Genomic DNA, 22,975 nt, shown 5'->3' on the forward strand with positions numbered 1-22,975 from the left:
CCTAACGCGCCGCTCGCGCACGGCGGCTGACGTAATCTTCCACCATTTTCAGGTCGGATGGAAGTACCGTGTATTTTTCCTCAAATGTCATCAATCCACCTAGCCATGCGGGCAGGGCCGGCGAGACACCGCTGGCGGCCTCGACGGCGGCCGGAAATTTTGCCGGATGGGCGGTGCCCAGCACCACCATCGGCACGGCGCCCGATGCCTTGCCGGCCGCGACATGCATGGCCGCCGCGGTATGCGGATCCAGAAGATAATTGCTGGCCGCGAGCGTCGAACGGATGGTGGCGGCGACTTCGTCCATGGTGGCGCGGCCGGCGTCGAATTCGGACCGCATCCCATTGATTTCGCTGGCTTCTATGGTGAAGGCCCCGGACTGTTTCAGGCCGTCCATGTAGCGTCGCACGGTCGCCGCGTCGCGGTTGGAGGCTTCGAACAGCAGGCGTTCGAAATTCGACGAAACCTGGATGTCCATCGACGGTGAGGTGGTCGCAAAGACACCCTTGGTGCGGTACTCGCCGGTGGCGAAGGTGCGCGCCAATATGTCGTTGTCGTTGGTGGCGATGACCAGCCGTTCGATCGGCAGGCCCATCTTCTTGGCGGCATAGCCGGCGAAGATATCGCCGAAATTGCCCGTCGGCACGGTGAACGACACCGGCCTGTCCGGCGCGCCGAGCGACAGGGCCGAGGAGAAATAGTAGACGATCTGGGCCATGATGCGCGCCCAGTTGATCGAATTGACCCCCGACAGCGCCACCCGGTCGCGGAAAGCGTGGTCGTTGAACATGTCCTTGAGCAGGCCCTGGCAGTCGTCGAAATTGCCTTCGATCGCCAGCGCGTGGACGTTTTTGGCCTTCGACGTCGTCATCTGGCGCTGCTGCACCGGTGAAACGCGGCCATGCGGGAACAGGATGAAGATGTCGGTGCGGCTGCGCCCGGCAAAGGCGTCGATCGCCGCGCCGCCGGTGTCGCCTGACGTGGCGCCGACGATGGTGGCATGCTGGTCGCGTTCGGCAAGCACATGGTCCATCAGCCGGGCGAGCAGCTGCATCGCCACATCCTTGAATGCCAGCGTCGGCCCATGGAAGAGTTCGAGGACAAACGTGTTGGGGCCGGTCTGGACAAGCGGGCAGACCGCCTCGTGGCGGAACGTGGCATAGGCTTCGCGCACCAGGCGCTCGAAAACCGGCGCCGGAATTTCGCCGTCAAGGAACGGCGACAGCACGCGGATCGCGAGATCGGGATAGGCAAGGCCACGCATGGCGCGGATCTCGGAAGCTGAAAACTGCGGCCACTCGCGCGGCACGTAAAGCCCGCCATCGCGCGCCAGCCCTGCCAGCACGGCATCGGAAAATCCAAGCGCGGGTGCTTCCCCGCGCGTACTCACATATTGCATGTCTCAGTCCCGTTGCCGCTTGGCTTTTGCGTTCACCACAAGGTGGTTAATTTCTGTGCCGGCTCCAGTCGCATTTTTGCCGCGCCGTTGATATACGTCACCAGCTTTACGAGAGGGAAGTGCAGTTTCATGGCGTTTCGTACATCACGTGGCCGCTTTTTGGCGGGTCTTGCGCTCACCGGCTTTATGCTCGCCGCCGCCGGCTGCCAATCGGGCGACAATGGCATCCTCAACCTCGGTTTCGGCAAGAAGGACCCGACGGCGCCTCCGCCTCCGCAGGATCCCAAGATTCTGGCCAGCCAGCTGAACGCCTATTGCCCGCGGGTGACGGTGCGCGACGGCACGGCCTTTTTCAACACCTATGCCAACGAGGTCAAGAAGGCCAAGCCGAAGCTCAAAAAGACCGGCGATGCCGCTGCAGATGCCGCAGCCCAGGCTGCGGCTGACGCCGCCGCCGCCACGCCGCCCGATGATTCCGCGAGGATCATCTACCAGGCGTCGATTTCCGACGTGACCCGCGATTGCAGCCGCGCCGACGGACAGCTGACGATGAAGATCGCGGTTGCCGGCAAGATCGTGCCGGGAGCGAAGTTTACGCCCGGCACCATCACCATGCCGATCCGCACCGCGGTGATGCACGGCACCGACGTGCTTTACTCGCAGATTCACCAGTACCAGGTCCAGGTAACCGATCCGTCGGTCGCCACCCAGTTCGTCTTCACCGATTCCAATGTCGTCGTGCCAGCACCGACGGCGCAGGATTATCAGGTCTATGCCGGCTATGACGAAACCGCGCCGAAGGCGACGACGGACAAGCCGAAGAAGACTCGCAGGAAGAAGGCCGCTGCGACGAACTGAGCGGTCATCGATACAGCGTGCGCCCGGCCGGGCGCGCGTCTCAGGCGTCGGCCGACCATTCCGACAGCGCCGCGATCACGCTTTTCAGCTCTGCCCAGCGGCGGATCACCGTTTCGGCGCCGGCCTCGGTCAGCGCGTCGGCATGGCCGGGACAGGTGTGACTGGCGCCGGTGAAGCCGATCACCCGCATGCCGGCTGCCCTGGCGCCAGCGACGCCGTGCACGGAATCCTCGATGACGAAAGTGTTGGCCGGGTTCGCGCCGAGTCTTTCCGCCGCGAACAGGAACACGTCCGGCGCAGGTTTGGTCTTTTTGCTCGGTATTTCCAGTGCCGAGAAGATGCGGCCGGCGAAGAACGGCAGCAGATGCACTTTCTCCAGCATGAATTCTATCCGCTCCGAGCGTGAGTTGGAGCAAATACAGCGTTGCGCAGTGACCGATACGACCGCTTCGCGCACGCCCTCGATGGCACGCACATCGCTGCGCAGTTTGCGGTCGACGAGTTCTTCGGCGCGGTCGATCAGCGACGCCTGGAACGGAATCTTGGACTTCTCCTCGATCCGCATCAGTATGTCCTTGAACGTCAGGCCCGCATAACTTTCGGCAATCTCCTCGGCCGAGATTTCATATCCGGCGAGCGTTATCAGCTCGGCCTCGACCCGCGCGGCGATGATTTCGGAATCGACGAGCACGCCGTCGCAATCGAAGATGACAAGGTCTGGCTGGGGCATGGTGATCCGGACAAGGAAAGGATGAAGCGGCCGTGAGGGCCTCGGGCGGCGCGGCATACACCAATGGCCCGGCCTTCGCAAACCTGGCAGGCCTATCCGCGAGCCTTCACCGAATATTTACGCTGATCGGTAACCATAACGGGGAGTAAACAGTAACGCGTGCCTTGGGTGTAAAAATGTCTGCCGTGCGTCTTCTCCACGAGTTGTCCCACGCTCCCCAGCAATCCGAATGGCTGGACACGATCCTCAAGGGCGACTGCGTGGCGGCCCTCGACCGGCTGCCGGAAAAGTCGGTCGACGTCATCTTCGCCGATCCCCCCTACAATCTGCAACTCGACGGCGATCTGCACCGGCCCGACCAGTCCAAGGTCGACGCGGTCGACGATCACTGGGACCAGTTCGAGAATTTCGAGGCCTACGATGCCTTCACCCGCGCCTGGCTTTTGGCGGCGCGCCGCGTGCTGAAGCCCAACGGCACGATCTGGGTCATCGGCTCCTATCACAACATCTTCCGGGTCGGCGCCAAGATGCAGGATCTGGGCTTCTGGATCCTCAACGACGTGGTCTGGCGCAAGACCAACCCGATGCCGAATTTCCGTGGTCGCCGTTTCCAGAACGCGCATGAAACGATGATCTGGGCTTCCCGGGACCAGAAGGGCAAGGGCTACACCTTCAACTACGAGGCGCTGAAGGCGTCCAACGACGATATCCAGATGCGTTCGGACTGGCTGTTCCCGATCTGCACCGGCGGCGAGCGGCTGAAGAACGACAATGGCGACAAATTGCACCCGACGCAGAAGCCTGAGGCGCTGCTCGCCCGCATCATGATGGCCTCGACCAAGCCGGGCGACATCGTGCTCGACCCTTTCTTCGGCTCCGGCACGACGGGTGCGGTCGCCAAACGCCTCGGTCGCCATTTCGTCGGCATCGAGCGCGAGCAGGCCTATATCGATGCCGCCAACGAACGCATCGATGCGGTGCGGCCGCTGGAGGATGCCGATTTGACGGTATTGACCGGCAAGCGCGCCGAGCCGCGCGTTGCCTTCGTCAGCCTCATCGATACCGGGCTGATGACGCCGGGCGCCACGCTTTACGACGCCAAGAAGCGCTGGGCGGCCAAGGTGCGCGCCGACGGCACGGTGGCGATCGGCGACAGCGCCGGCTCGATCCACAAGATCGGCGCCGAAGTGCAAGGCCTGGACGCCTGCAATGGCTGGACCTTCTGGCATTATGAGCGCAGCGGCGGACTGACCCCGATCGACGAACTGCGCCGCATCGCCCGTCTCGGCATGGAGCGGGCAGGGGGCTGACCCCCTGCCGAATTATCGCGTATCGCGTTGAATCAAAATCTCAGCGGATCGCCGCAAGCGATTCAGATCGCGCCTTGATTCCCAAGCGTTCAAGATCTGCTTGAAGTGTCCTGGCATCGGTGAACAGCACGGCTTGCCAGCCCGCGGCCTTGGCGCCGTCGACATTCTTCTGGCTGTCGTCGATGAACAGCGTCGCGGAGGGCTCTAGCCCGAACGCGGCCACGTGATGTTCGTAAATGTCACGATCCGGCTTGATCTTGCCGATCTCGCCGGAGATGGTCACGCCGCGCGGACGATTGAGGAAATCGAAGCGTTCGCGGGCTTCCGCCAAAGTGTCGGAGGCAAAATTGGTCAGCATGGTCACGTCGTGGCCGCTTTCGATCAGGCCAAGCATGATGGCGACGCTGTCGTCATAGGCGTGCGGCACCATGTCGTGCCAGTGGCGGCGGAAATTGCGGATGTTTTCCGTGTGATCGGGATGCTCAGCGATCAAAAGCGCCTCGGCCTCTTCCCAGGTCCGCCCGCGATCCTGCTCGATGTTCCAGTCATGCGTGCAGACATTGTCGAAGAACCACTTTCTCTCTTCGGCATCGGGGATGAGGCGGCTGAACGGAATGTTCGGATCGTAGTGGATCAGCACGCGGCCGATGTCGAACACGATGTGGCGGATTTCAGTCATGAAGCCTCTTTCAATGCGGGCGTTGCTTTTTCGTCGCGCCGGGTATCGCAGCCTCGATTGCCTTTTTCATGACAGTGGGCAGTGCCTCGCCGGAAATTTCGTGGGCGTGCGTCCAGAAATGCCCTGCCGGCGCATCACCTTTGATGTGGGCGTGAAAGACTTCGAGCTCGAGCGCGAAATGGGTGAAGACATGCGTGATTGTCCCGGCGCGCCGCCAGTCGCCGGGAAAGGGCGCCGCCGTCTGCGTGGTGGCTCCGTCCACCCGCGCGGTCCAGCCCGTTGTCGGCACCTCGGTCATGCCGCCAAGCAACCCTTTCTCCGGCCGTTTGCGCAGAAGAATGGCACCATCCTCGCGCATGGCGACGAAAGCAGCGCCGCGTCGCTGCGGCTTGTCGGCTTTGGGCAGCCGCACCGGGAAGTTTTCAGGGTCGCCCGAAACGACGGCACTACAGTTCTCGCGCAGCGGGCACAGCATGCAGCGCGGCCGGCGCGGGGTGCAGATCGTGGCGCCGAGATCCATCATCGCCTGGGCGAAATCGCCCGGCCTCGCCGTCGGCACCATGGCCTCGACATGGGCGCGTATTTCGGTCTTGGCGTCGCTCAGCGGCGTGGTGATCGAAAACAGCCTCGATATGACGCGTTCGACATTGCCGTCGACCACGGCGGCGGGGCAGTCGAAAGCGATCGCCGTGATTGCCGCCGAGGTGTAGGCGCCGATGCCGGGCAAGTCTCTCAAACCGGCCTCGGTGTCGGGAAACCGGCCGCCACGCGCCGCCACCAGATCGGCGCAGGCCTTGAGGTTGCGGGCGCGGGAGTAATAGCCGAGCCCCGCCCAGGCCTTCATGACGTCCTCGGTCGGTGCCGCTGCCAGTGCCTCGACATCGGGCCATTTCTCGACAAAGACGCGGAAATAGGATTTCACCGCCTCGACCGTGGTCTGCTGCAGCATGACTTCGGACAGCCAGATGCGGTAGGGGTCGGGCCGCACACCGCGTGCATGCTCGCGCGGGCTCACCCGCCACGGCAATTCACGATGATGCATGTCGTACCAGGCGAGCAGGCGCGACGCGGTATCGTCCGGCATTGGCTTGCGTGTCTGGGCCTTGCGGGTCTGGTCTGCTGGTGCCATTGATCGTGTATTGGCCTGGCCGGTAATCTGCTGGGGTCGTGGCTGGAGAACGTACATGGCAGGGAGAACGCCCTACGGCAATCCCGTCCCGGTGAGCGATCTTGCCACCAAAATCCTCGACCCGGTGCTGCGCAAGCGGGCAGGCATCTCGATTGGTCTCGTTCAGTCCTGGGAAGAGATCGCCGGGCCGCGCCTCGCCAGCCGCTCGCGGCCTGAGAAAATTCAGTGGCCGCGCCGCCGGCATGAGGACGATCCGTTCGAGCCGGCGGTATTGGTCATTGCCTGCGAAGGCATGGCGGCACTTCATCTGCAGCACGAGACCGGCGAGATCATCAACCGGGTCAACGCCTTCCTCGGCTTTACGGCGATAGGCCGCATCAGGATCGTGCAAAAACCGGTGACGACGGACAAGGGACGGCCTAAACCGACCTTCAGGCCGTTGACGGTGGCGGAGCAGACCAGATTGTCCAATACGGTCGAGCTGATCGAGGATGACGGCCTGCGTGCCTCGCTGGAAAGGCTTGGCGCAACCATTTTGGGTGAAAGGAAGTCAAAAACCCCTTGAAGACAGTCATGGATTTGTCGTCAACATCTCGCATTCGTGATCGCCTTTGTCAGGTTTCGCGATTGGATTGGGGATGGAGATGCCTTAATTCGCGCCAACTCTCGCCTTTTCGTGCCTTTGCATTGCAAAATCCAACCCTTGTCAGGTGATTCGTATGAACCGTCCTCCGTTCGGCAAAAGTCTGTCTCGCAGAAACGTCCTGTCTTCGCTGGCCGCCATTCCGGCGGTGGCCCTGCTCGCCGCCTGCAGCGACTCCGGCGAACAGGCCAAGGCGGCGGATGTGAAGCCCGCGGATCCGGCCGCCCCCGCAAAGCCGGCCACGCCGGCTGCCGCTCAGGTTCCCGAGTCCCAGGGCAATGTCGACATGGCGGAACTGCTGAAGCCGGGCGCACTGCCCGACAAGCAGCTTGGCAAGGATGACGCCAAGGTCACCATCGTCGAATACGCCTCGATGACCTGCCCGCATTGCGCGCATTTCGCCGAAACCACCTTCCCGGACCTGAAGACGAAGTACATCGACACCGGCAAGGCGCGCTATATCCTGCGCGAATTCCCGTTCGATCCGAGCGCGGAAGCCGGTTTCATGCTGGCGCGCTGCGCCAAGGATAACTATTTCCCGATGGTGGACGTGCTGTTCAGGCAGCAGGCGAACTGGGTTGGCGTGTCGAACACCAAGGATGCGCTGCTGCAAATCTCGAAGCTCGCCGGTTTTACACAGGAGTCCTTCGAGGCCTGCTTGACGGACCAGAAACTTCTGGACGATGTGAGATCGGTCCAGAAGCGCGGCGCCAATGAATTCAAGGTCGACTCGACACCGACCTTCTTCATCAACGGTAAGACCTACAAAGGGGCGATGTCGATTGAGGAAATGTCGGCCATCATCGACCCTCTGCTCTGACATCAGTTCAGCGCTGAAGCGGCAGTGCTCCGGCGCTGCCCTGCCTTTTGTCTTGCCGCGGGTTCTCTCCGCAAAGCCGCGGAACACTTTTGCTGAACACGCCTATGAGGCGCGCGAATGAGGTTTTCGCGCCTTCGCCTCCTCGGTTTCAAGTCCTTCGTCGAGCCCGGCGAGTTCGTCATCGAACGCGGCCTGACGGGTATTGTCGGGCCAAACGGCTGCGGCAAGTCGAACCTTGTCGAGGCGCTGCGCTGGGTGATGGGCGAAAGCTCCTACAAGAACATGCGCGCGTCCGGCATGGACGATGTCATCTTTTCCGGTTCAGGCACACGGGCCGCCCGCAACACCGCCGAAGTCACGCTTTTCCTCGACAACAGTGATCGTTCGGCGCCCGCTGCCTTCAACGACGCCGACGAGTTGCAGGTGTCGCGCCGCATCGAGCGCGAGGCGGGCTCGCTCTACCGTATCAACGGCAAGGAAGCGCGCGCCAAGGATGTGCAGCTTCTGTTCGCCGACCAGTCGACCGGCGCGCGCTCGCCCTCGATGGTCGGGCAGGGCCGTATCGGCGAACTGATCCAGGCCAAGCCGCAGGCGCGCCGCGCCCTGCTCGAAGAGGCGGCCGGCATTTCCGGCCTGCACACCCGCCGCCACGAGGCGGAACTTCGGCTGAAGGCGGCCGAACAGAATCTGGAACGCCTGGACGACGTCGTCGGTGAACTGGAAAGCCAGATCGAAAGCCTGAAGCGCCAGGCGCGCCAGGCCTCGCGCTTCAAGAACCTGTCGGCCGATATCCGCAAGGCCGAAGCGACGTTGCTGCATCTGCGCTGGACGCTGGCCAAGACGCAGGAAGGCGAGGCACGTTCTGCGCTGGCTGTTGCCACGGCACTGGTCGGCGACCGCGCCGCCGCGCAGATGAACGCGGCCAAGGAACAGGGCATCAGCGCTCATCGCCTGCCCGATCTGCGCGATGCGGAAGCCGCCGCCGCCGCCGCCTTCCAGCGCCTGTCGATCGCCAGGTCGCAGATCGAGGAGGAGGCCGGCCGCATTCGCAACCGCCAGGCTGAAATCGAGCGCCGCCTGCAGCAGCTCGACGGAGACATCGCCCGCGAAGAGCGGATGGTGCGCGACAATGCCGATGTCCTCGAACGGTTGCGCACCGAGGAAGCCACGCTGAATTCCGAAAACGCTGGTGCGGCCGAGCGCGAGGCCACCACCCGCGCGGTGTTCGAACAGGCGGCGTCGACGCTGGCGCAAAGCGAAGCCAGGCTCGCCACGCTGACCGCCGAACGGGCCGAGGCCGCCGCTTCGCGCCATCAGATCGAGCGCACGCTGCGCGAGACCGCCGAGCGCCGCGATCGCTTCGCCCGCCAGCTCGCCGAGGTCGACCGCGAATTGTCGGATATCCTCTCCAAGGTCGCCGGCCTGCCGGATCCGGCTGAAAAGCGCGCTCTGGTCGAACACGCCGTGGCGCTGCTGGAAGAATCCGAGGCCGCCGTGGCGCAGGCCGAACAATCGGTCATCGATGCCCGCGCCGCCGAAAGTGCTGCCCGCCCGCCGCTTCAGGATGCCAGGGCCGAACTGGCGCGGATCGAGACCGAAGCACGCACGCTGGCCAAGATCCTCAATGCCGCCAGTGGCGATCTCTTCCCTTCGGTGCTGGAGCAGATCAGCGTCGAGCGCGGCTTCGAGACGGCGCTGGGTGCTGCCCTTGGCGAAGACCTCGACGTGCCGCTCGACCGCAGCGCGCCGGCGCATTGGGGCGAAAGCCAGATCCAATCCGGCGACGCGGCCCTACCGGAAGGCATCAAGAGCCTGGCCAGCGTGGTTCGTGCCCCGGCGCAGCTTGCCCGCCGCCTGGCGCAGATCGGCATTGTCGAGGCCGCGGACGGCCGCCGGCTGCAGGCGCTGCTTGCGCCTGGCCAGAGGCTGGTCAGCCGCGAAGGCGCGCTGTGGCGCTGGGATGGCCTGACCGCCAGCGCCGATGCGCCGACGGCCGCCGCACAAAGGCTGGCGCAGAAGAACCGGCTTGCCGAACTCGACGCCGAAGCGGTGCAGGCGACGCTCGTCCTGCGCCAGGCCGAGGAAGCGCTGGCACGGGCCGAGCAGGCGCTTCGCCAGGCGAGCGAGGCCGAACGCAACACGCGCCAGGCCGGACGCGATGCCCAGCACCGGCTGGACGCGGCCCGCAATGCGCTGGCCGAGGCCGAAAAGGCCGGTGGCGAGCTGGCGAGCCGGCGCGCGGCGCTGGATGAGGGGCGCGCGCGCATCGTCGACAGCCATGAGGAAACCTCGGCGGCTTTCGTCGAGGCCGAAATGCTGCTGCAGGACGCGCCGGATCTCGGCGACCTGCAATTGCAGCTCGAACAGTCCTCGGCCAATGTCTCCCGCGACCGCGCCACGCTTGCCGACGCGCGGGCCGTCCATGAAGGGCTGCGGCGCGAGGCCGAGGCGCGGACGCGCCGGCTCGATGCCATCGGCGCCGAGCGCAGCAACTGGCTGGTGCGCGCCGAAAACGCCTCGACCCAGATCACCTCGCTCGGTGAACGCAAGGCCGAGGCCGAGGCCGAGCGCGAACGGCTGGCCGACGCGCCCGATGAGATCGATGCCAAGCGGCGCGCGCTGCTGTCGCAATTGACCGAGGCCGAGACCTTGCGCAAGGCGGCCGCCGACCGGCTGCAGGAAGCGGAAAACAGGCAGGCCGAACTGGACAAGGCGGCCACGTCAGCCATCCAGTCACTGGCCGAGGCGCGCGAGACCCGTGCCCGTGCCGAGGAAAGGCTGACGGCGGCCGACGAGCGCCGGCTGGAGGTCGAGGCGCGTATCCAGGAAACGCTGAACACGCCGCCGCATCTGGTCATCCGCCACACCGGCCTGGAAGCCGACGACCCAATACCCGAAATGGCCGAAATCGAACGCCAGCTCGACCGGCTGAAGATCGAGCGCGAACGGCTCGGCGCCGTCAATCTGCGCGCCGAGGAAGAGCAGAAGGAGCTCTCCGACCGGCTCGAAGCGATCGTTACCGAGCGCGAGGACATCGTCGAGGCGATCCGCAAGCTTCGGCAGGCGATCCAGAGCCTCAATCGCGAAGGCCGCGAGCGGCTTCTGGCCGCCTTCGACGTCGTCAACAGCCACTTCCAGCGTCTGTTCTCGCATCTGTTCGGCGGCGGCACGGCGGAATTGCAACTGATCGAATCCGACGATCCGCTCGAGGCAGGCCTCGAAATCCTTGCCCGCCCGCCCGGCAAGAAGCCGCAGACCATGACGCTGCTGTCCGGCGGCGAGCAGGCGCTGACGGCGATGTCGCTGATCTTCGCCGTCTTCCTGACCAACCCGGCGCCGATCTGCGTGCTCGACGAAGTCGACGCGCCGCTGGACGATCACAATGTCGAGCGCTTCTGCAATCTCATGGACGAGATGGCCAAGACCACCGAGACGCGATTCGTCATCATCACCCACAACCCGATCACCATGGCGCGCATGGACCGGCTGTTCGGCGTGACCATGGCCGAGCAGGGCGTCAGTCAGCTCGTTTCGGTCGACCTGCAGGCCGCCGAGGCGATGCGCGAGGCGAGCTGATCCATCCGGGCTGCCGGATCGCCGCTGGGGATGGCGGCAAACGTCTTGGCATGGTTCAGCTTGTCGTAGTGGACCGACGTCGGTGCCGAACTCCGCGTGGCGAAGCACGAGCAGTAGCGCAAGCACCAGGATGGCGATGAGGGTGACGACAAAGGCGATTCGTTTGGCGACTGGATAAAAATCTCATCCTGCTCCAATGACAATCTGCACACGCGGCGTGCCGGCCGCCTAGAAATAGGTTCTCGGCGCGATAAGGTTGTTCTGCTGGCGCAGATAGAAACAATAGAAGCCGAATGCGGCAGCAAACCACATGAAGGCCTCGCCCATCGCCAGCCGGTTGTTCGAATTGCTGAGGATGGTGAGGGCAAAGAAGACCAGCGTCGAGATATAGCAGGGCCAGGCGACCGGCGCGATGAGCCTGGCCCGCGCGGCCAGCAGGACCTGCCTGGCCGACCAGATGTAGAGAAAGGCAAAGAAGGCCAGCCCGACCACGCCATAGCGCACGGCTATCTCCAGATAACCGTTGTGGAAGACGTTAAAGATCATCGGATGATAGGTTCTGTTCTGCCATTCGGTGAGCCAGCTGGAACTGGCTCCGAAGATCGGGTGGCGTTTCCAGACCTCGATCGCGTCGTACCACAGCATGAGCCTTTCCCTGGCCGCGAGCGGGACCGTACTGCTTGCGATGGCGCGGTCGAAGGCCGGCAAGACGCCATGGCTCAAAACATCCGAAACCAGCCCCCTGACGAAGATCATGGTGTCGCCGGCCGTGGACCAGAAGATGTCGTGCGCGGCGACAACGCCGGCTGCCACGATTGCCAGCACACCGCCCCCGACCATCAGCTCGCGGCGATGGCCTCTCGCCAGCGTCATGACTGCCAACACGAGCAGGGCGAGCGCCAACGCGAGCCAGACCCCCTTTGATCGCAGCGCAATGATGTTGACGAGAGCAAACACAAGGACGGCTGTCGACAGCGCCCAGTGCAGGCTCCTGGTCACTTTGTCCAGGTCGGTTCTTTGGGCCGTGTAAGCCATGAACTGCAGCGTGCACAAGAAGATGAAACCAGCCGACACCGACGCATGGATGGGATTGTTGAAAAGCCACGGCTCCGGTCTGGTGCCGTGAAGCATGTCCGAATAGCCGGTGTCAGCCGCCAGGAAGACAAGGCTGAGGATCATGAACCAGAGGACGAGCCGCGCCGGCCGCCTGACAAACAGCAGGAGGGCGAAGCCGGTCGTCGCATAAAACAGCGGAAACAGATAGATGCCTTCGGCGCTGCCCAACTGGTGGGTGCCTAAATAGACGATCGCCAGTCGGATGAAGGCATAGAGCGACCAACCCATGCACAGACCGCCGACCCAACCGATCAGTGGCTTGCTGTAGGTCCACAAATCCACCCTGAACCAGCGGATGAGCGCGACCAAGGCCAGGGCCAGGCCCGCATAGCGATAGGTGTGGCCTTCGCGCCAGACCGCCGAGACCAAAGCCAGAATGGCGAGTGCCGCAAGCAACAGAAGCAGGGCGTTGCGCGGCGTGTCCTCCCTGGCGTAGTCCACGGTTTCCCGCGGCAAGGGCGGCCGCAGCAGCACGTGGTGCAGGCGGCGCAGCTCGTCGATGGCTCGCAATGCCCCGGCACTTAGCCGACTCGGCCCGCGAAGCCTTGCGGATTTATAGCTGCCCGAAGGGCCGGCTATGTCGGAAATCGCGCTGCTCCTGGCAAAGCCAAGCACGTTTTGGCGAGCCGAATAGACTTTCAGGCCGGTATCCCAAAATCGTTCGAGTGCGACGTCCCACGGCATTTTCATCACCGCGAGCGCCGACAACAGCCCCTGTGCCCCCTCCCGTGTCACCAGATAGGCGGCGGCCGAGCCTTGTGGGCCATGCAGCGCTCGACCGATCTCGTCGCCTTGCGTCGTCGCCACGGCACGCATGAAGAAGCTCATGCGATGGTTGGTCAGCTTTATGACGTCGAAATCCGGCACCGCGGCAATGATGGCCTCGATGCGCCGTATGGTGTTTTCGCCGAAGAAGACGTCGTCCTCGACAATCAGGCCATGGGCGCCGCCGCCGGCCAGGAACGTTTCCAGCGCTTGGATATGGCTGCGATAACAGGCATATTCGCCGGGCAGGATGTCGCGCCCGCTCAGCTTGCGCGCCGTTGGAAGATCGATCTCCGTCCAGTCCTCCTTGGCGAGCGCCCGGCCGTCGATGGCGGCAACGCGCTGCAAGGTCAGCCCGGCCGCCTCGGCGCTGGCGCACAATTCGCTCCAGCGACCGGTTTGGCGATCGAGGTTGATGGCGAAGATAGGAAGGTTCATTGAAATTCCACGTTGGACCGCCACCCCTTCGATGACCTTGTATGGAAAGGGGGAGATGTTCAAGGCGATACTGTTCAGGCCATGTGCAACATGGCGGCCCCGATTTGCCGGCCCTCGTCTGTCCAGAACGGACCTTGTGCGCTTGGCTGGGGCGCCAGGATTCGAACCTGGGAATGTCGGTACCAAAAACCGATGCCTTACCACTTGGCGACGCCCCAATAGCCGTCAGAGTCGCTTGTGCGGCGCGTTATTAGCAGAGCAGCCGAAAAGCACAATGCTTATGAGCGAGGGCAGGAACGCCCCGATCGAGCAATCCACAAGGCAGCCGGATCCCATTCGGGTAGGCTATTGCCCCCAGACAGCCAGCTCATTGCCGGCCGGATCGACGAAGTGGAAGCGCCGGCCGCCGGGAAACGGGAAGATCGGCTTGATGATCGTGCCGCCTGCACTTTCGACGGCGCCGAGGGTTTCCTCGAGGTCGTCGCTATAGAGCACGGGCAGCGGCTTGGCTGGTGCTTCCGCGGCATCGGCCTGAAAACCGCCATCCAGGCCCTCGGCATAGGCCGAATAGGTTGGCCCGTAATCGGTGAACGACCAGGCAAAGGCGGCACTGTAGAAAGCCTTCAACCGGTCCAGCGTGCCGCCGGTCGCCGGCATTTCCAGATAGTCGAGTTTTCCGGTCAGCTTCATGGGGCACCTTTTTGTTCCCTTTATGTTCTAGTCATCAAGTCGTGAGGTGGCAAGTCTTTTTGACGCATGCCCAAGCGAGGCTTTTTCTTAATCGATTGTAGCGGCGGGACGGCTCTGCCGGCGCTTGCCTTTCGCACTGCAGCATCATATCGCTCCAAAGTCGGACCAGGGTGGAACCTTCCGTTTCGCCAATCTTTCCAATCTCCTGCAACCGGAGAGCAAAGCATGACCAAATGGGTTTTCACCTTTGGCGATGGTGCGGCGGAAGGCCGTGCCGGCGACAAGAATCTGCTGGGCGGCAAGGGCGCCAACCTGGCCGAGATGTGCAGCCTGGGCCTGCCGGTGCCGCCAGGCTTCACCATCACCACCGAGGTCTGCAATGCTTACTATGCCAATGGGCGCGCCTATCCGGCGGGGCTGGAAGGCGACGTCGCGGTCGCGCTCGATCACATCGGCCGGCTGACCGGGCGCCGGTTCGGCGATCCGTCGAAGCTGCTGCTGGTGTCGGTGCGCTCCGGGGCTCGCGCCTCGATGCCGGGCATGATGGACACTGTGCTCAATCTTGGCCTCAACGACGAAACGGTCGAGGCGCTGGCCACCGATTCCGGCGATGCGCGCTTTGCCTATGACAGCTACCGCCGCTTCATCCAGATGTATTCCGATGTCGTCATGGGCCTCGATCACGAGGTGTTCGAGGAAATCCTCGAAGACCAGAAGGCAAGCCTCGGCCATGAGCTCGACACCGAGCTGACGGCCATCGAATGGCAAGGCGTGATCGCGCTCTACAAGGCCAAGGTCGAGGAAGAGCTCGGCAGGCCGTTCCCGCAGGATCCGCAGGAGCAGCTCTGGGGCGCCATCGGCGCGGTGTTCTCGAGCTGGATGAACAACCGCGCCATCACCTACCGGCGCCTGCACGACATCCCCGAAAGCTGGGGCACGGCGGTCAACGTCCAGGCCATGGTGTTCGGCAATATGGGCGAGACTTCGGCCACCGGAGTCGCCTTCACCCGCAACCCATCGACCGGCGAAAAGCAGCTCTATGGCGAATTCCTGGTGAACGCACAGGGTGAGGATGTCGTCGCCGGCATCCGCACGCCGCAGAACATCACCGAGGCCGCCCGCATCGCCGCCGGCTCCGACAAGCCGTCGCTGCAGAAGCTGATGCCGGATGCCTTCCAGTCCTTCGTCACCATCTCCGACAGCCTGGAAAAGCACTATCGCGACATGCAGGACCTCGAATTCACCATCGAGCGCGGCAAGTTGTGGATGTTGCAGACCCGCTCGGGCAAGCGCACCGCCAAGGCGGCACTGAAGATTGCCGTCGAAATGGCAAGGGACGGCCTGATCACGAAGGAGGAAGCCGTCGCCCGCATCGACCCGGCCTCGCTCGACCAATTGCTGCACCCGACCATCGACCCGAAGGCCGCGCGCGACGTCATCGGCGTCGGCCTGCCGGCATCGCCGGGCGCTGCCACCGGCGAGATCGTCTTTTCCTCCGGCGATGCGGAGGACCTGAAGGCACAGGGCCGCAAGGCGATCCTGGTGCGCATCGAGACCAGCCCCGAGGATATCCACGGCATGCATGCGGCCGAGGGCATCCTGACCACGCGCGGCGGCATGACAAGCCACGCCGCCGTCGTCGCGCGCGGCATGGGCAAGCCTTGCGTCTCGGGCGCCGGGTCCCTGCGCGTCGACTACAAGGCCGGCACGCTGCTCTCGATGGGACAGACCTTCCGCAAGGGCGACATCATCACCATCGACGGCGGCAACGGCCAGGTGTTGAAGGGCGCCGTGGCGATGCTGCAGCCCGAACTGTCGGGCGATTTCGCCGCGATCATGGAATGGGCCGACGCGGTGCGGCGCATGAAGGTGCGCACCAACGCCGAAACGCCGCTCGATGCCCGCATGGCGCGTTCCTTCGGCGCCGAGGGCATCGGACTTTGCCGCACCGAGCACATGTTCTTCGACGGTGCCCGCATCGTCGCCATGCGCGAGATGATCCTGGCCGACACCGAGAAGGACCGGCGTGCCGCCCTTGCCAAGCTTCTGCCCATGCAGCGCTCGGATTTCCTGGAACTGTTCGAGATCATGGCCGGCCTGCCGGTGACGATCCGCCTGCTCGATCCGCCGCTGCACGAATTCCTGCCCAAGACCGAGGCCGAAATCGCCGAGGTCGCGGCCGTCATGAATGTGTCGCCCGACAAGCTCAGGCAGCGCACCGAGGCCTTGCACGAATTCAATCCGATGCTTGGCCATCGCGGCTGCAGGCTGGCCGTCTCCTATCCCGAGATCGCCGAGATGCAGGCACGCGCCATTTTCGAGGCCGCAGTCGAGGCCGGCCAGAAGGCCGGCGCGCTGGTTGTGCCCGAGATCATGGTGCCGCTGGTCGGCCTGGTGAAGGAACTCGACTACGTCAAGGCGCGCATCGATGCGGTCGCCAAGAGCGTCATGGATGAGAGCGGCGTCAAGATCGATTACCTGACCGGCACCATGATTGAGCTGCCGCGCGCGGCGATCCGTGCCCATGTCATTGCCGCTACAGCCGAGTTCTTCTCCTTCGGCACCAACGACCTCACGCAGACCACGTTCGGCATCTCTCGCGACGATGCGGCCTCGTTCCTGGAGACCTACCGCCAGAAAGGCATCATCGAGCAGGATCCGTTCGTCTCGCTCGACATCGATGGCGTCGGCGAACTGGTGCGCATGGCCGCGCAGAAGGGCAGGGCGACACGCCCCGACATCAAGCTCGGCATCTGCGGCGAACATGGCGGCGACCCGGCATCGATCCGCTTCTGCGAGGAGGTCGGACTCGACTATGTGTCGTGCTCACCCTATCGCGTGCCGATCGCCAGGCTGGCGGCCGCGCAGGCCGCGGTACAGGTGGCGAAAGCGGAGCGCGGATAGGGAGATCAAGGCATTGCGCAATCGCACCGAGATGAAGCGGGAGCGTTGCTGTCTGAAGGACGACTGATCATCAGGCTCCCGAATGGCGCTTGCACCAGTGCGGTCAAATTGCCGCGCCATGCATTTTTCTGCTATCCATCGTCCGATTTCCGCCTTCATGCGGGTCTTTGGATGCCGGCTTGAAATCGCCAATCAGGAATTCGGTTTGATGCGTCTCCTGCAAAGACATCTCTGCACGATCGCCATGTCGTTGGTGGCTGTATGCAGCGCCCATGCCGCGACGCTGGTCGAGCCCACGCTGCACATCAAGCCCGCGGCGAGCGGAGCGGGCCGCGTTGCGCTCACGCTCGACGCCTGCGACGGACAGACCGACACGCGCATTCTCTCGGTGCTGGTGGAAAACAAGATCCCCGCCACCATTTTCGTCACCGGAATCTGGCTGAAGCGCAATGCGGCGGCCGTCGAGATCATGCGGGCGCATCCTGACCTTTTCGAACTGGAAAATCACGGCGGCCACCACATTCCGGCGGTCGACTCGCCGCAAAAAATCTATGGCATAAAGAGCGCCGGAAGCCCGGATGCCGTGCTGGCCGAGGTCGAGTCAGGGGCCGCGGCGCTTGCCAGGACCGGTGAGCCGGCGCCCAAATGGTTCCGCGGTGCAACCGCCGAATACAGCCCCTCGGCGATCGCCATGATCCGCAAGCTCGGCTTCAAGATTGCCGGCTTCTCGATCAATGGCGATGGCGGTTCGCTGCTCGGCGCCAAGGAAACCGCCAGGCGCATCGCCGCGGCCAAGGACGGCGACGTCATCATCTCACACATCAACCAGCCGACCCACGCCGCCGGCGAGGGCGTGGTGCAGGGTCTGCTGGCGCTGAAGGCCAAAGGCGTGACCTTCGTGCGCCTCGACGACGCCGACGGCACGGGCAATCACGGTACCACGGACTGATCCCGCAGCACGTGCTGGAGCTGACTCTTGCTCAACCCGGCTTGGCTTCGATCGTGACCTTGCTGGCGTAGAACGCACCGTGGTCGCGGATTTCGGTCATTTCGTCGAAAGGCCGCTCGTAAGCCCACATCGCATTCTGACCGGTTTCGCCGGCAGGCAGCACGCTCCAATAGCTGGCATCGCCCTTGTAGGGGCAATGGGTCGAGTGTTCGGTGCCGCTCAGCCTGTCGAAATCGATGTCGGCGAACGGAATGTAGAAGACGGCGGGATAGGGCGCTTCGGTCAGCACCTTGGCCTTGGTGGACGACGCGATGACCGTATCGCCGGCGCGCACCGTGACGGTGCCGATATAGGGCTCGATGGTGATGATCTTGTCGGGGTTGCGCTGGAAGCCGGGGGCCGGATTGGCGATCTTGTCCATGCTGGTTCTCCTTGCGTGGCCCCTTAAAGTGTGGCGGGCACAGCTGTTGCGCAAGGTGGGTTCGGATCACGAAAACAGGCGCGCCAATCGCCGAGGCGTGGCACGACAGGGCTTTCGAGCGTCAGCCGAGGCTCAGGCCGCGGTCTTGAATGCGTCCATCAGTCCGGCATAGGCGGCCGCGATGCCCGCAACCGGGTTGCTGCTTCTGGAAACGGTCTCGACTTTCAGCGAGCCGCCGCCGGTCGGCAAGGTGAGCAGCAGGAACTGGCGATTGCCTCCAGCGCCGACGGATGCGGCCGCGACGTGCTGGCCTTCCCCTTCGTTCTGGACGCACATCTTGAACAGCAGCGTGCCGCCGACCGCTTCAAGCGCGCCGCCGACAACTTCAACAAATTCGTCTTCGGAAACAGTCTTTTCGTCCGGCACCAGATCGGCCAGGCTTTCGGCAAGTGTGCTCTCAAGGGCTTTTTCGTCGAGCTGCGTGTCCATGCGAACCTCTTTCAGTCGCCAATCGCCCCCTTTACCCGTTAACGAAACTTAACGCCGACGATGGCCGGATTGTGGCGGATTTCCCGGTCATTTCGTGGCATAGGACACCGTCGCGGCTGACATGTTTTTGACCCTCCTGCCATCGCGGTGGCACGAATGCCCAGCAGTCCAAAATCCAAAACATGTCAAAATTCAACCGCTTGCCGTTGCGGCACGGGTCCCGAAATTCGTGTCCCGCGCGAGCGGGTGACTGGACAATCCGCCGGTTCGCTTCACAATGCGCCAAAGCTACGACGCAAAATGCGCGAGGGAGGAAACCGGATGCTGGGGCTGATGCAGGAATGGCCGCTGCTGTGCCACAAGCTTATCGACAACGCCGAACGGCAGCATGGAGTGCGCGAGATCGTGTCGCGCTCGATCGAGGGGCCGATCGTGCGCACCACCTATGCCGACCTCCATCGTCGTTCTCTCAAGGTCGCCCAGCGGCTGGAGCGGGACGGTTACGGGTTGGGCGACCGCATCGCCACACTGGCCTGGAACACGGCGCGCCACCTCGAGGCCTGGTACGGCATCATGGGGGTCGGCGCGATCTATCACACGCTCAATCCGCGCCTGTTTCCCGAGCAGATCGTCTGGATCATGAACGATGCCGAGGACAAGGCCGTCTTCGTCGACCTCACCTTCATACCGCTGCTGGAGAAGATCGCCGGTGCCGTCAAATCGCTGAAGAAGGTGATCGTGCTGACCGACAAGGCGCACATGCCGCAGACGACCTTGCCCAATGCCGTCGCCTATGAGGACTGGCTTGACGAGGTCGATGGCGACTTCGCCTGGAAGACTTTCGACGAAGGCACCGCAGCCGGCATGTGCTATACATCAGGCACCACAGGCGATCCCAAGGGCGTCGTCTACAGCCACCGCTCGAACGTGCTGCACGCCATGATCGCCGCCATGCCCGACGCGATGGGCCTGTCGTCGCGCGACACGATCCTGCCGGTTGTGCCGATGTTCCACGCCAATGCCTGGGGCCTTGGCCAGAGCGGGCCGATGATCGGCGCCAAGCTGGTCATGCCCGGCTGCAAGATGGACGGCGCCTCGATCTATGAATTGCTCGACACCGAGAAGGTGACCTTCAGCGCCGCCGTGCCGACCGTCTGGATGATGCTGCTGCAATATCTGGAGGAGACCGGCAAGAAGCTTCCCTATCTGAACAAGGTCGTCATCGGCGGTTCTGCCTGTCCACGCGCGATCATGACCAAGTTTCAGGAGAACTACGACGTCCAGGTCATCCACGCCTGGGGCATGACCGAAATGTCGCCGCTCGGCACATTGTGTACCTTGAAGCCGGACTATGCCGGTCTCCAGGGTGAAGCCCGGCTCGATGTGCAGCAGAAACAGGGCTACCCGCCCTTCGGCGTCGAAATGAAGGTGACCGACGACGACGGCAACGCGCAGCCCTGGGATGGAAAGACATTTGGCCGTTTGAAAGTGCGCGGACCGGCCGTTGCCCGCGCCTACTATGGCGGTGTTGGCTCCGAGCAGTTCGACGAGGACGGGTGGTTCGACACTGGCGACGTCGCTCACATCGACGCCGGCGGCTACATGCAGATCACCGATCGCGCCAAGGACGTCATCAAGTCCGGCGGCGAATGGATTTCGACCATCGAGCTCGAGAACCTGGCCGTCGGCCACCCGGACGTCGCGGAAGCCGCGGCCATCGGCGTCCATCATTCGAAATGGGGCGAGCGGCCCTTGCTGGTCGTCGTCGCCAAGCCGGGCAAGGAGCCGACCAAGGCGGATATTCTCGGCTTCATGGACGGCAAGGTGGCCAAGTGGTGGATGCCCGACGATGTCGCTTTCGTCGGCGAAATACCGCATACCGCGACCGGCAAGATCCAGAAGATCACCTTGCGCCAGCAATTCAGGGACTACCGCCTGCCGACGGATTGAGGGGATGTTGCGTGTTTCGGCTTCAAGCCGCCGCGAAAAGGCACTAAACCTCCGTCCGGGTTGGGGCAACGCAGAGAACCATGGTTAGCATTCCCGAACGGCGAACGTCGAAGGCTGCCGGCTGGTCGCGCCGCACGGCCGCGTTTTCAGCGGTGCTTTTGCTGACCGACTTCGTCGGCCACCGCTTCGATCTCGTCGAAACGCCGGTGTTCCTGTGGGTGCTCGGCATCGTCGCGTTGCTGGCGGCGCTGGCGCTGCTGTTCGCCGCCTTCGCCTTTTCGAGACTATGGAAATTCGGCGATCGCGGCGGCCGCGACCTGACCGTCGGCGCCTTGCTGGCAATGCTGGTGCTGGTTCCCTATGGCGTTGCCGCCTACTGGGCGACGATCTACCCGCCGCTCAGGGACATTTCGACCGATTTCGATGAGCCGCCCGCGCTCGACGTCAGCGAGCGGACCAAGGACATGAATGTGCTGTCCCCATCGACGCCGGGCGAACAGAGGCTGCAGGCCGACAGCTATCCGCTGGTCACCGCGCGCAGCTACGACCTGCCATTCGAGACCATCGTCAATGCCGTCGAAACCGTGCTCGACCGGCGCAGCTGGGATCTTTCCGAACCCTATCCCGACCTTGCCGGGCAAAGCGGCGTGACCATTACCGCTGTCGCCAAGGGCTTCGTGCTCGGACTTCCGGCCGATGTGGCGATCCGCGTGACGGACGATGGCGATAGCGTGATCGTCGACATGCGGTCGGCTTCGCGTTACGGCCGCTACGACCTTGGCGACAATGCCGCGCGCATCACCGATTTCCTGGCGGAACTCGATCAGGAAGTCGCCGGCCAGGTCGGGGCGGCGCCTGCCGAGTGAAGTCCAGAACATCTTGGGCCAGGCGGATTTGCGCCGTGCCGCACAAATGTGGCTTCAGTCTGCGAACGGACTATTCGGCCGGCTCGAACCTGCCTTGCAGCAAGATCGTCGCGACCGGACCAAGCGGATTGGCGATCCGGCTCTCGAGGACTTCGATAAGTTTGTGCCCGACGTCTGCCATGTCTACCGAATGAACGCCGATCTTCGCCGGCAGGAAACGCGAGAGACGCGTGTTGTCTCGGGTAACGATGTGAACGTCGCGGCCAGGCTCAAGACCGCGCCTGCCGAGAGCGTGCAATGCTCCCAGCAGGCCCAGTTCGTTGGCGCATGCCAGGCCGGTCGGCGGATCTGACGACGCCAGCAGGTGATCGAACCATGCAGCGCTCGATTCCATCGTGAGCGTGCCATGACCGATCAGCGATGGGTCGAGCGGAATACCGGCCTCGGCCATCGCCCTTGCATAGCCTGCAAGACGCATGACACTCGCCTGATCCTCCGGAACGAGAAGCTGCAGCGCAATGCGTTGACAGCCCTTGTCCATGAGCCGTCGGGTGGCCTCGTAGGCAATCTGTTCATTGTCGATATCGACGTAGGGATACGCGATGTCCAGGTCGGTTCTTCCAAACGCCACGAACGGGATGCGTTCATCCAGCAGTAGCTTGACGCGCGGATCGTCCGAGACCATGCGCGTGATGATCAGGCCGTCCGCGCTGCGCGCCTGAAGCAGACGCTGCACGCTTTCGACGGGATCGTCGTCGGGCGTGGTGGAATAGATGGATAGACTATAACCCGCTCTCCTCGTCGCCAGCGTCATGCCCTCGATCAAGGGAAGCTTCGCCAGGTCGGAGAGGTAGTCGCGCGTTTCCATCGGCAGCACTGCCGTCAGCGTCAGGGTTCGTCCGGTTTTGAGCGCGCGACCGTGATGATTTGGGACATAGCCGACCCGCCTTGCCACCTCCTTGACGCGCGCCATGGTCGAGGGATGCACTTCCGGCCCGTCCTTGAGAGCGCGCGACACCGTGGTCACCGAAAGGGAAAGTTCCGCCGCGAGCTGTTTTAGATTGGCCATTGTCGCCTGACTTCATTTGCGAATGCGCCGGCTGATTTTGCTGACCGTCGCAACGTTACCGGATTCCACCTCACGGTCAATCCAAGCTCTTGCTAAAGCGCCTTGACTCTGGCGCCTTTGGATGCAATCGTAACGTTACGATTAAAAGAAAACAGCTCTTTTGAGCGACATTTC

At 63.5% G+C, this 22,975-nt stretch carries 18 protein-coding genes and 1 tRNA gene; 9 read left to right on the top strand and 10 right to left on the bottom strand.

What is annotated here, in order from left to right:
* Position 1: 1 nt before the first annotated feature.
* Positions 2-1,399 (bottom strand): threonine synthase, encoded by a 1,398-nt coding sequence (gene thrC / locus FJV83_RS03210; protein WP_142885011.1) that lies wholly within the window; start codon positions 1,397-1,399, stop codon positions 2-4.
* A gap of 129 nt (positions 1,400-1,528) precedes the next feature.
* Here thrC and FJV83_RS03215 point away from each other — a divergent pair, with 129 nt between their 5' ends.
* Positions 1,529-2,257 (top strand): hypothetical protein, encoded by a 729-nt coding sequence (locus FJV83_RS03215; RefSeq protein WP_095771014.1) that lies wholly within the window; start codon positions 1,529-1,531, stop codon positions 2,255-2,257.
* 40 nt (positions 2,258-2,297) lie between these two features.
* Here FJV83_RS03215 and FJV83_RS03220 read toward each other — a convergent pair whose 3' ends face one another.
* Positions 2,298-2,987, bottom strand: a complete 690-nt coding sequence (locus FJV83_RS03220) for an HAD family phosphatase (RefSeq protein WP_142885012.1) — start codon at positions 2,985-2,987, stop codon at positions 2,298-2,300.
* Positions 2,988-3,163: 176 nt separating this feature from the next.
* On the opposite strand from FJV83_RS03220, the gene FJV83_RS03225 reads away from it, so the two are divergent.
* Entirely contained in the window at positions 3,164-4,297 is a 1,134-nt protein-coding gene (locus FJV83_RS03225) for a site-specific DNA-methyltransferase (protein ID WP_095771013.1), read from the top strand.
* Positions 4,298-4,337: 40 nt separating this feature from the next.
* On the opposite strand, the gene FJV83_RS03230 is transcribed toward FJV83_RS03225, so the two are convergent.
* A complete protein-coding gene (locus tag FJV83_RS03230; RefSeq protein ID WP_095771012.1) occupies positions 4,338-4,976 on the bottom strand; it encodes an HAD family phosphatase in 639 nt (212 codons plus the stop codon).
* 10 nt (positions 4,977-4,986) lie between these two features.
* Entirely contained in the window at positions 4,987-6,105 is a 1,119-nt protein-coding gene (mutY, locus tag FJV83_RS03235; RefSeq protein ID WP_185973314.1) for an A/G-specific adenine glycosylase, read from the bottom strand.
* A gap of 55 nt (positions 6,106-6,160) precedes the next feature.
* On the opposite strand from mutY, the gene FJV83_RS03240 reads away from it, so the two are divergent.
* From FJV83_RS03240 to smc, 3 genes are all read left to right on the top strand, one after another.
* Positions 6,161-6,670, top strand: a complete 510-nt coding sequence (locus FJV83_RS03240) for a DUF721 domain-containing protein (RefSeq protein ID WP_142885014.1) — start codon at positions 6,161-6,163, stop codon at positions 6,668-6,670.
* A gap of 154 nt (positions 6,671-6,824) precedes the next feature.
* The gene (locus FJV83_RS03245) at positions 6,825-7,568 is read left to right on the top strand and encodes a DsbA family protein (protein WP_095786596.1); all 744 of its coding nucleotides are present in this window, start codon (positions 6,825-6,827) and stop codon (positions 7,566-7,568) included.
* 117 nt (positions 7,569-7,685) lie between these two features.
* The gene (smc, locus tag FJV83_RS03250; RefSeq protein ID WP_142885015.1) at positions 7,686-11,144 is read left to right on the top strand and encodes a chromosome segregation protein SMC; all 3,459 of its coding nucleotides are present in this window, start codon (positions 7,686-7,688) and stop codon (positions 11,142-11,144) included.
* A 228-nt stretch (positions 11,145-11,372) separates the two neighbouring features.
* Here smc and FJV83_RS03255 read toward each other — a convergent pair whose 3' ends face one another.
* From FJV83_RS03255 to FJV83_RS03265, 3 genes are all read right to left on the bottom strand, one after another.
* Entirely contained in the window at positions 11,373-13,463 is a 2,091-nt protein-coding gene (locus FJV83_RS03255; RefSeq protein ID WP_142885016.1) for an O-antigen ligase family protein, read from the bottom strand.
* Between the two features lie 143 nt (positions 13,464-13,606).
* A tRNA-Gln gene (locus FJV83_RS03260) sits at positions 13,607-13,681 on the bottom strand.
* 127 nt (positions 13,682-13,808) lie between these two features.
* Positions 13,809-14,153, bottom strand: coding sequence for a VOC family protein (locus FJV83_RS03265; protein WP_142885017.1), 345 nt, complete (start codon positions 14,151-14,153; stop codon positions 13,809-13,811).
* A gap of 225 nt (positions 14,154-14,378) precedes the next feature.
* On the opposite strand from FJV83_RS03265, the gene ppdK reads away from it, so the two are divergent.
* Both ppdK and FJV83_RS03275 read left to right on the top strand, forming a co-directional pair.
* Positions 14,379-17,057 (top strand): pyruvate, phosphate dikinase, encoded by a 2,679-nt coding sequence (ppdK, locus tag FJV83_RS03270; RefSeq protein WP_142885018.1) that lies wholly within the window; start codon positions 14,379-14,381, stop codon positions 17,055-17,057.
* A gap of 208 nt (positions 17,058-17,265) precedes the next feature.
* Entirely contained in the window at positions 17,266-18,006 is a 741-nt protein-coding gene (locus FJV83_RS03275; protein ID WP_142875413.1) for a polysaccharide deacetylase family protein, read from the top strand.
* A gap of 31 nt (positions 18,007-18,037) precedes the next feature.
* On the opposite strand, the gene FJV83_RS03280 is transcribed toward FJV83_RS03275, so the two are convergent.
* A complete protein-coding gene (locus FJV83_RS03280) occupies positions 18,038-18,427 on the bottom strand; it encodes a DUF427 domain-containing protein (RefSeq protein WP_095770961.1) in 390 nt (129 codons plus the stop codon).
* 132 nt (positions 18,428-18,559) lie between these two features.
* The gene (locus FJV83_RS03285) at positions 18,560-18,916 is read right to left on the bottom strand and encodes a hypothetical protein (protein WP_095770960.1); all 357 of its coding nucleotides are present in this window, start codon (positions 18,914-18,916) and stop codon (positions 18,560-18,562) included.
* Between the two features lie 321 nt (positions 18,917-19,237).
* Between FJV83_RS03285 and FJV83_RS03290 the strand changes: the two genes are divergently transcribed.
* Both FJV83_RS03290 and FJV83_RS03295 read left to right on the top strand, forming a co-directional pair.
* Entirely contained in the window at positions 19,238-20,866 is a 1,629-nt protein-coding gene (locus FJV83_RS03290; RefSeq protein WP_142885019.1) for a fatty-acid--CoA ligase, read from the top strand.
* Positions 20,867-20,946: 80 nt separating this feature from the next.
* Complete coding sequence (locus FJV83_RS03295) at positions 20,947-21,732, top strand: DUF1499 domain-containing protein (protein WP_142885020.1); 786 nt, start codon at positions 20,947-20,949, stop codon at positions 21,730-21,732.
* 70 nt (positions 21,733-21,802) lie between these two features.
* Here the strand turns inward: FJV83_RS03295 and FJV83_RS03300 are convergent, their stop codons facing one another.
* Positions 21,803-22,759 carry a LacI family DNA-binding transcriptional regulator gene (locus FJV83_RS03300; protein ID WP_246691784.1) on the bottom strand — a complete coding sequence of 319 codons (957 nt, stop codon included), beginning with the start codon at positions 22,757-22,759 and terminating at the stop codon, positions 21,803-21,805.
* Between the last annotated feature and the right edge of the window lie 216 nt (positions 22,760-22,975).

The organism is Mesorhizobium sp. WSM4307, from assembly GCF_007003945.1.
Classification (GTDB): domain Bacteria; phylum Pseudomonadota; class Alphaproteobacteria; order Rhizobiales; family Rhizobiaceae; genus Mesorhizobium.

Bases quoted from the DNA above. Each gene is read 5' to 3' on its own strand.
- mutY (WP_185973314.1), bottom strand. From the start codon at position 6,105: ATGGCACCAGCAGACCAGACCCGCAAGGCCCAGACACGCAAGCCAATG.
- FJV83_RS03220 (WP_142885012.1), bottom strand. From the start codon at position 2,987: ATGCCCCAGCCAGACCTTGTCATCTTCGATTGCGACGGCGTGCTCGTC.
- FJV83_RS03290 (WP_142885019.1), top strand. From the start codon at position 19,238: ATGCTGGGGCTGATGCAGGAATGGCCGCTGCTGTGCCACAAGCTTATC.
- FJV83_RS03280 (WP_095770961.1), bottom strand. From the start codon at position 18,427: ATGGACAAGATCGCCAATCCGGCCCCCGGCTTCCAGCGCAACCCCGAC.
- FJV83_RS03265 (WP_142885017.1), bottom strand. From the start codon at position 14,153: ATGAAGCTGACCGGAAAACTCGACTATCTGGAAATGCCGGCGACCGGC.
- FJV83_RS03295 (WP_142885020.1), top strand. From the start codon at position 20,947: ATGGTTAGCATTCCCGAACGGCGAACGTCGAAGGCTGCCGGCTGGTCG.
- FJV83_RS03225 (WP_095771013.1), top strand. From the start codon at position 3,164: ATGTCTGCCGTGCGTCTTCTCCACGAGTTGTCCCACGCTCCCCAGCAA.
- FJV83_RS03255 (WP_142885016.1), bottom strand. From the start codon at position 13,463: ATGAACCTTCCTATCTTCGCCATCAACCTCGATCGCCAAACCGGTCGC.
- FJV83_RS03285 (WP_095770960.1), bottom strand. From the start codon at position 18,916: ATGGACACGCAGCTCGACGAAAAAGCCCTTGAGAGCACACTTGCCGAA.
- FJV83_RS03215 (WP_095771014.1), top strand. From the start codon at position 1,529: ATGGCGTTTCGTACATCACGTGGCCGCTTTTTGGCGGGTCTTGCGCTC.
- smc (WP_142885015.1), top strand. From the start codon at position 7,686: ATGAGGTTTTCGCGCCTTCGCCTCCTCGGTTTCAAGTCCTTCGTCGAG.
- FJV83_RS03245 (WP_095786596.1), top strand. From the start codon at position 6,825: ATGAACCGTCCTCCGTTCGGCAAAAGTCTGTCTCGCAGAAACGTCCTG.
- FJV83_RS03240 (WP_142885014.1), top strand. From the start codon at position 6,161: ATGGCAGGGAGAACGCCCTACGGCAATCCCGTCCCGGTGAGCGATCTT.
- ppdK (WP_142885018.1), top strand. From the start codon at position 14,379: ATGACCAAATGGGTTTTCACCTTTGGCGATGGTGCGGCGGAAGGCCGT.
- FJV83_RS03230 (WP_095771012.1), bottom strand. From the start codon at position 4,976: ATGACTGAAATCCGCCACATCGTGTTCGACATCGGCCGCGTGCTGATC.
- FJV83_RS03275 (WP_142875413.1), top strand. From the start codon at position 17,266: ATGCGTCTCCTGCAAAGACATCTCTGCACGATCGCCATGTCGTTGGTG.
- thrC (WP_142885011.1), bottom strand. From the start codon at position 1,399: ATGCAATATGTGAGTACGCGCGGGGAAGCACCCGCGCTTGGATTTTCC.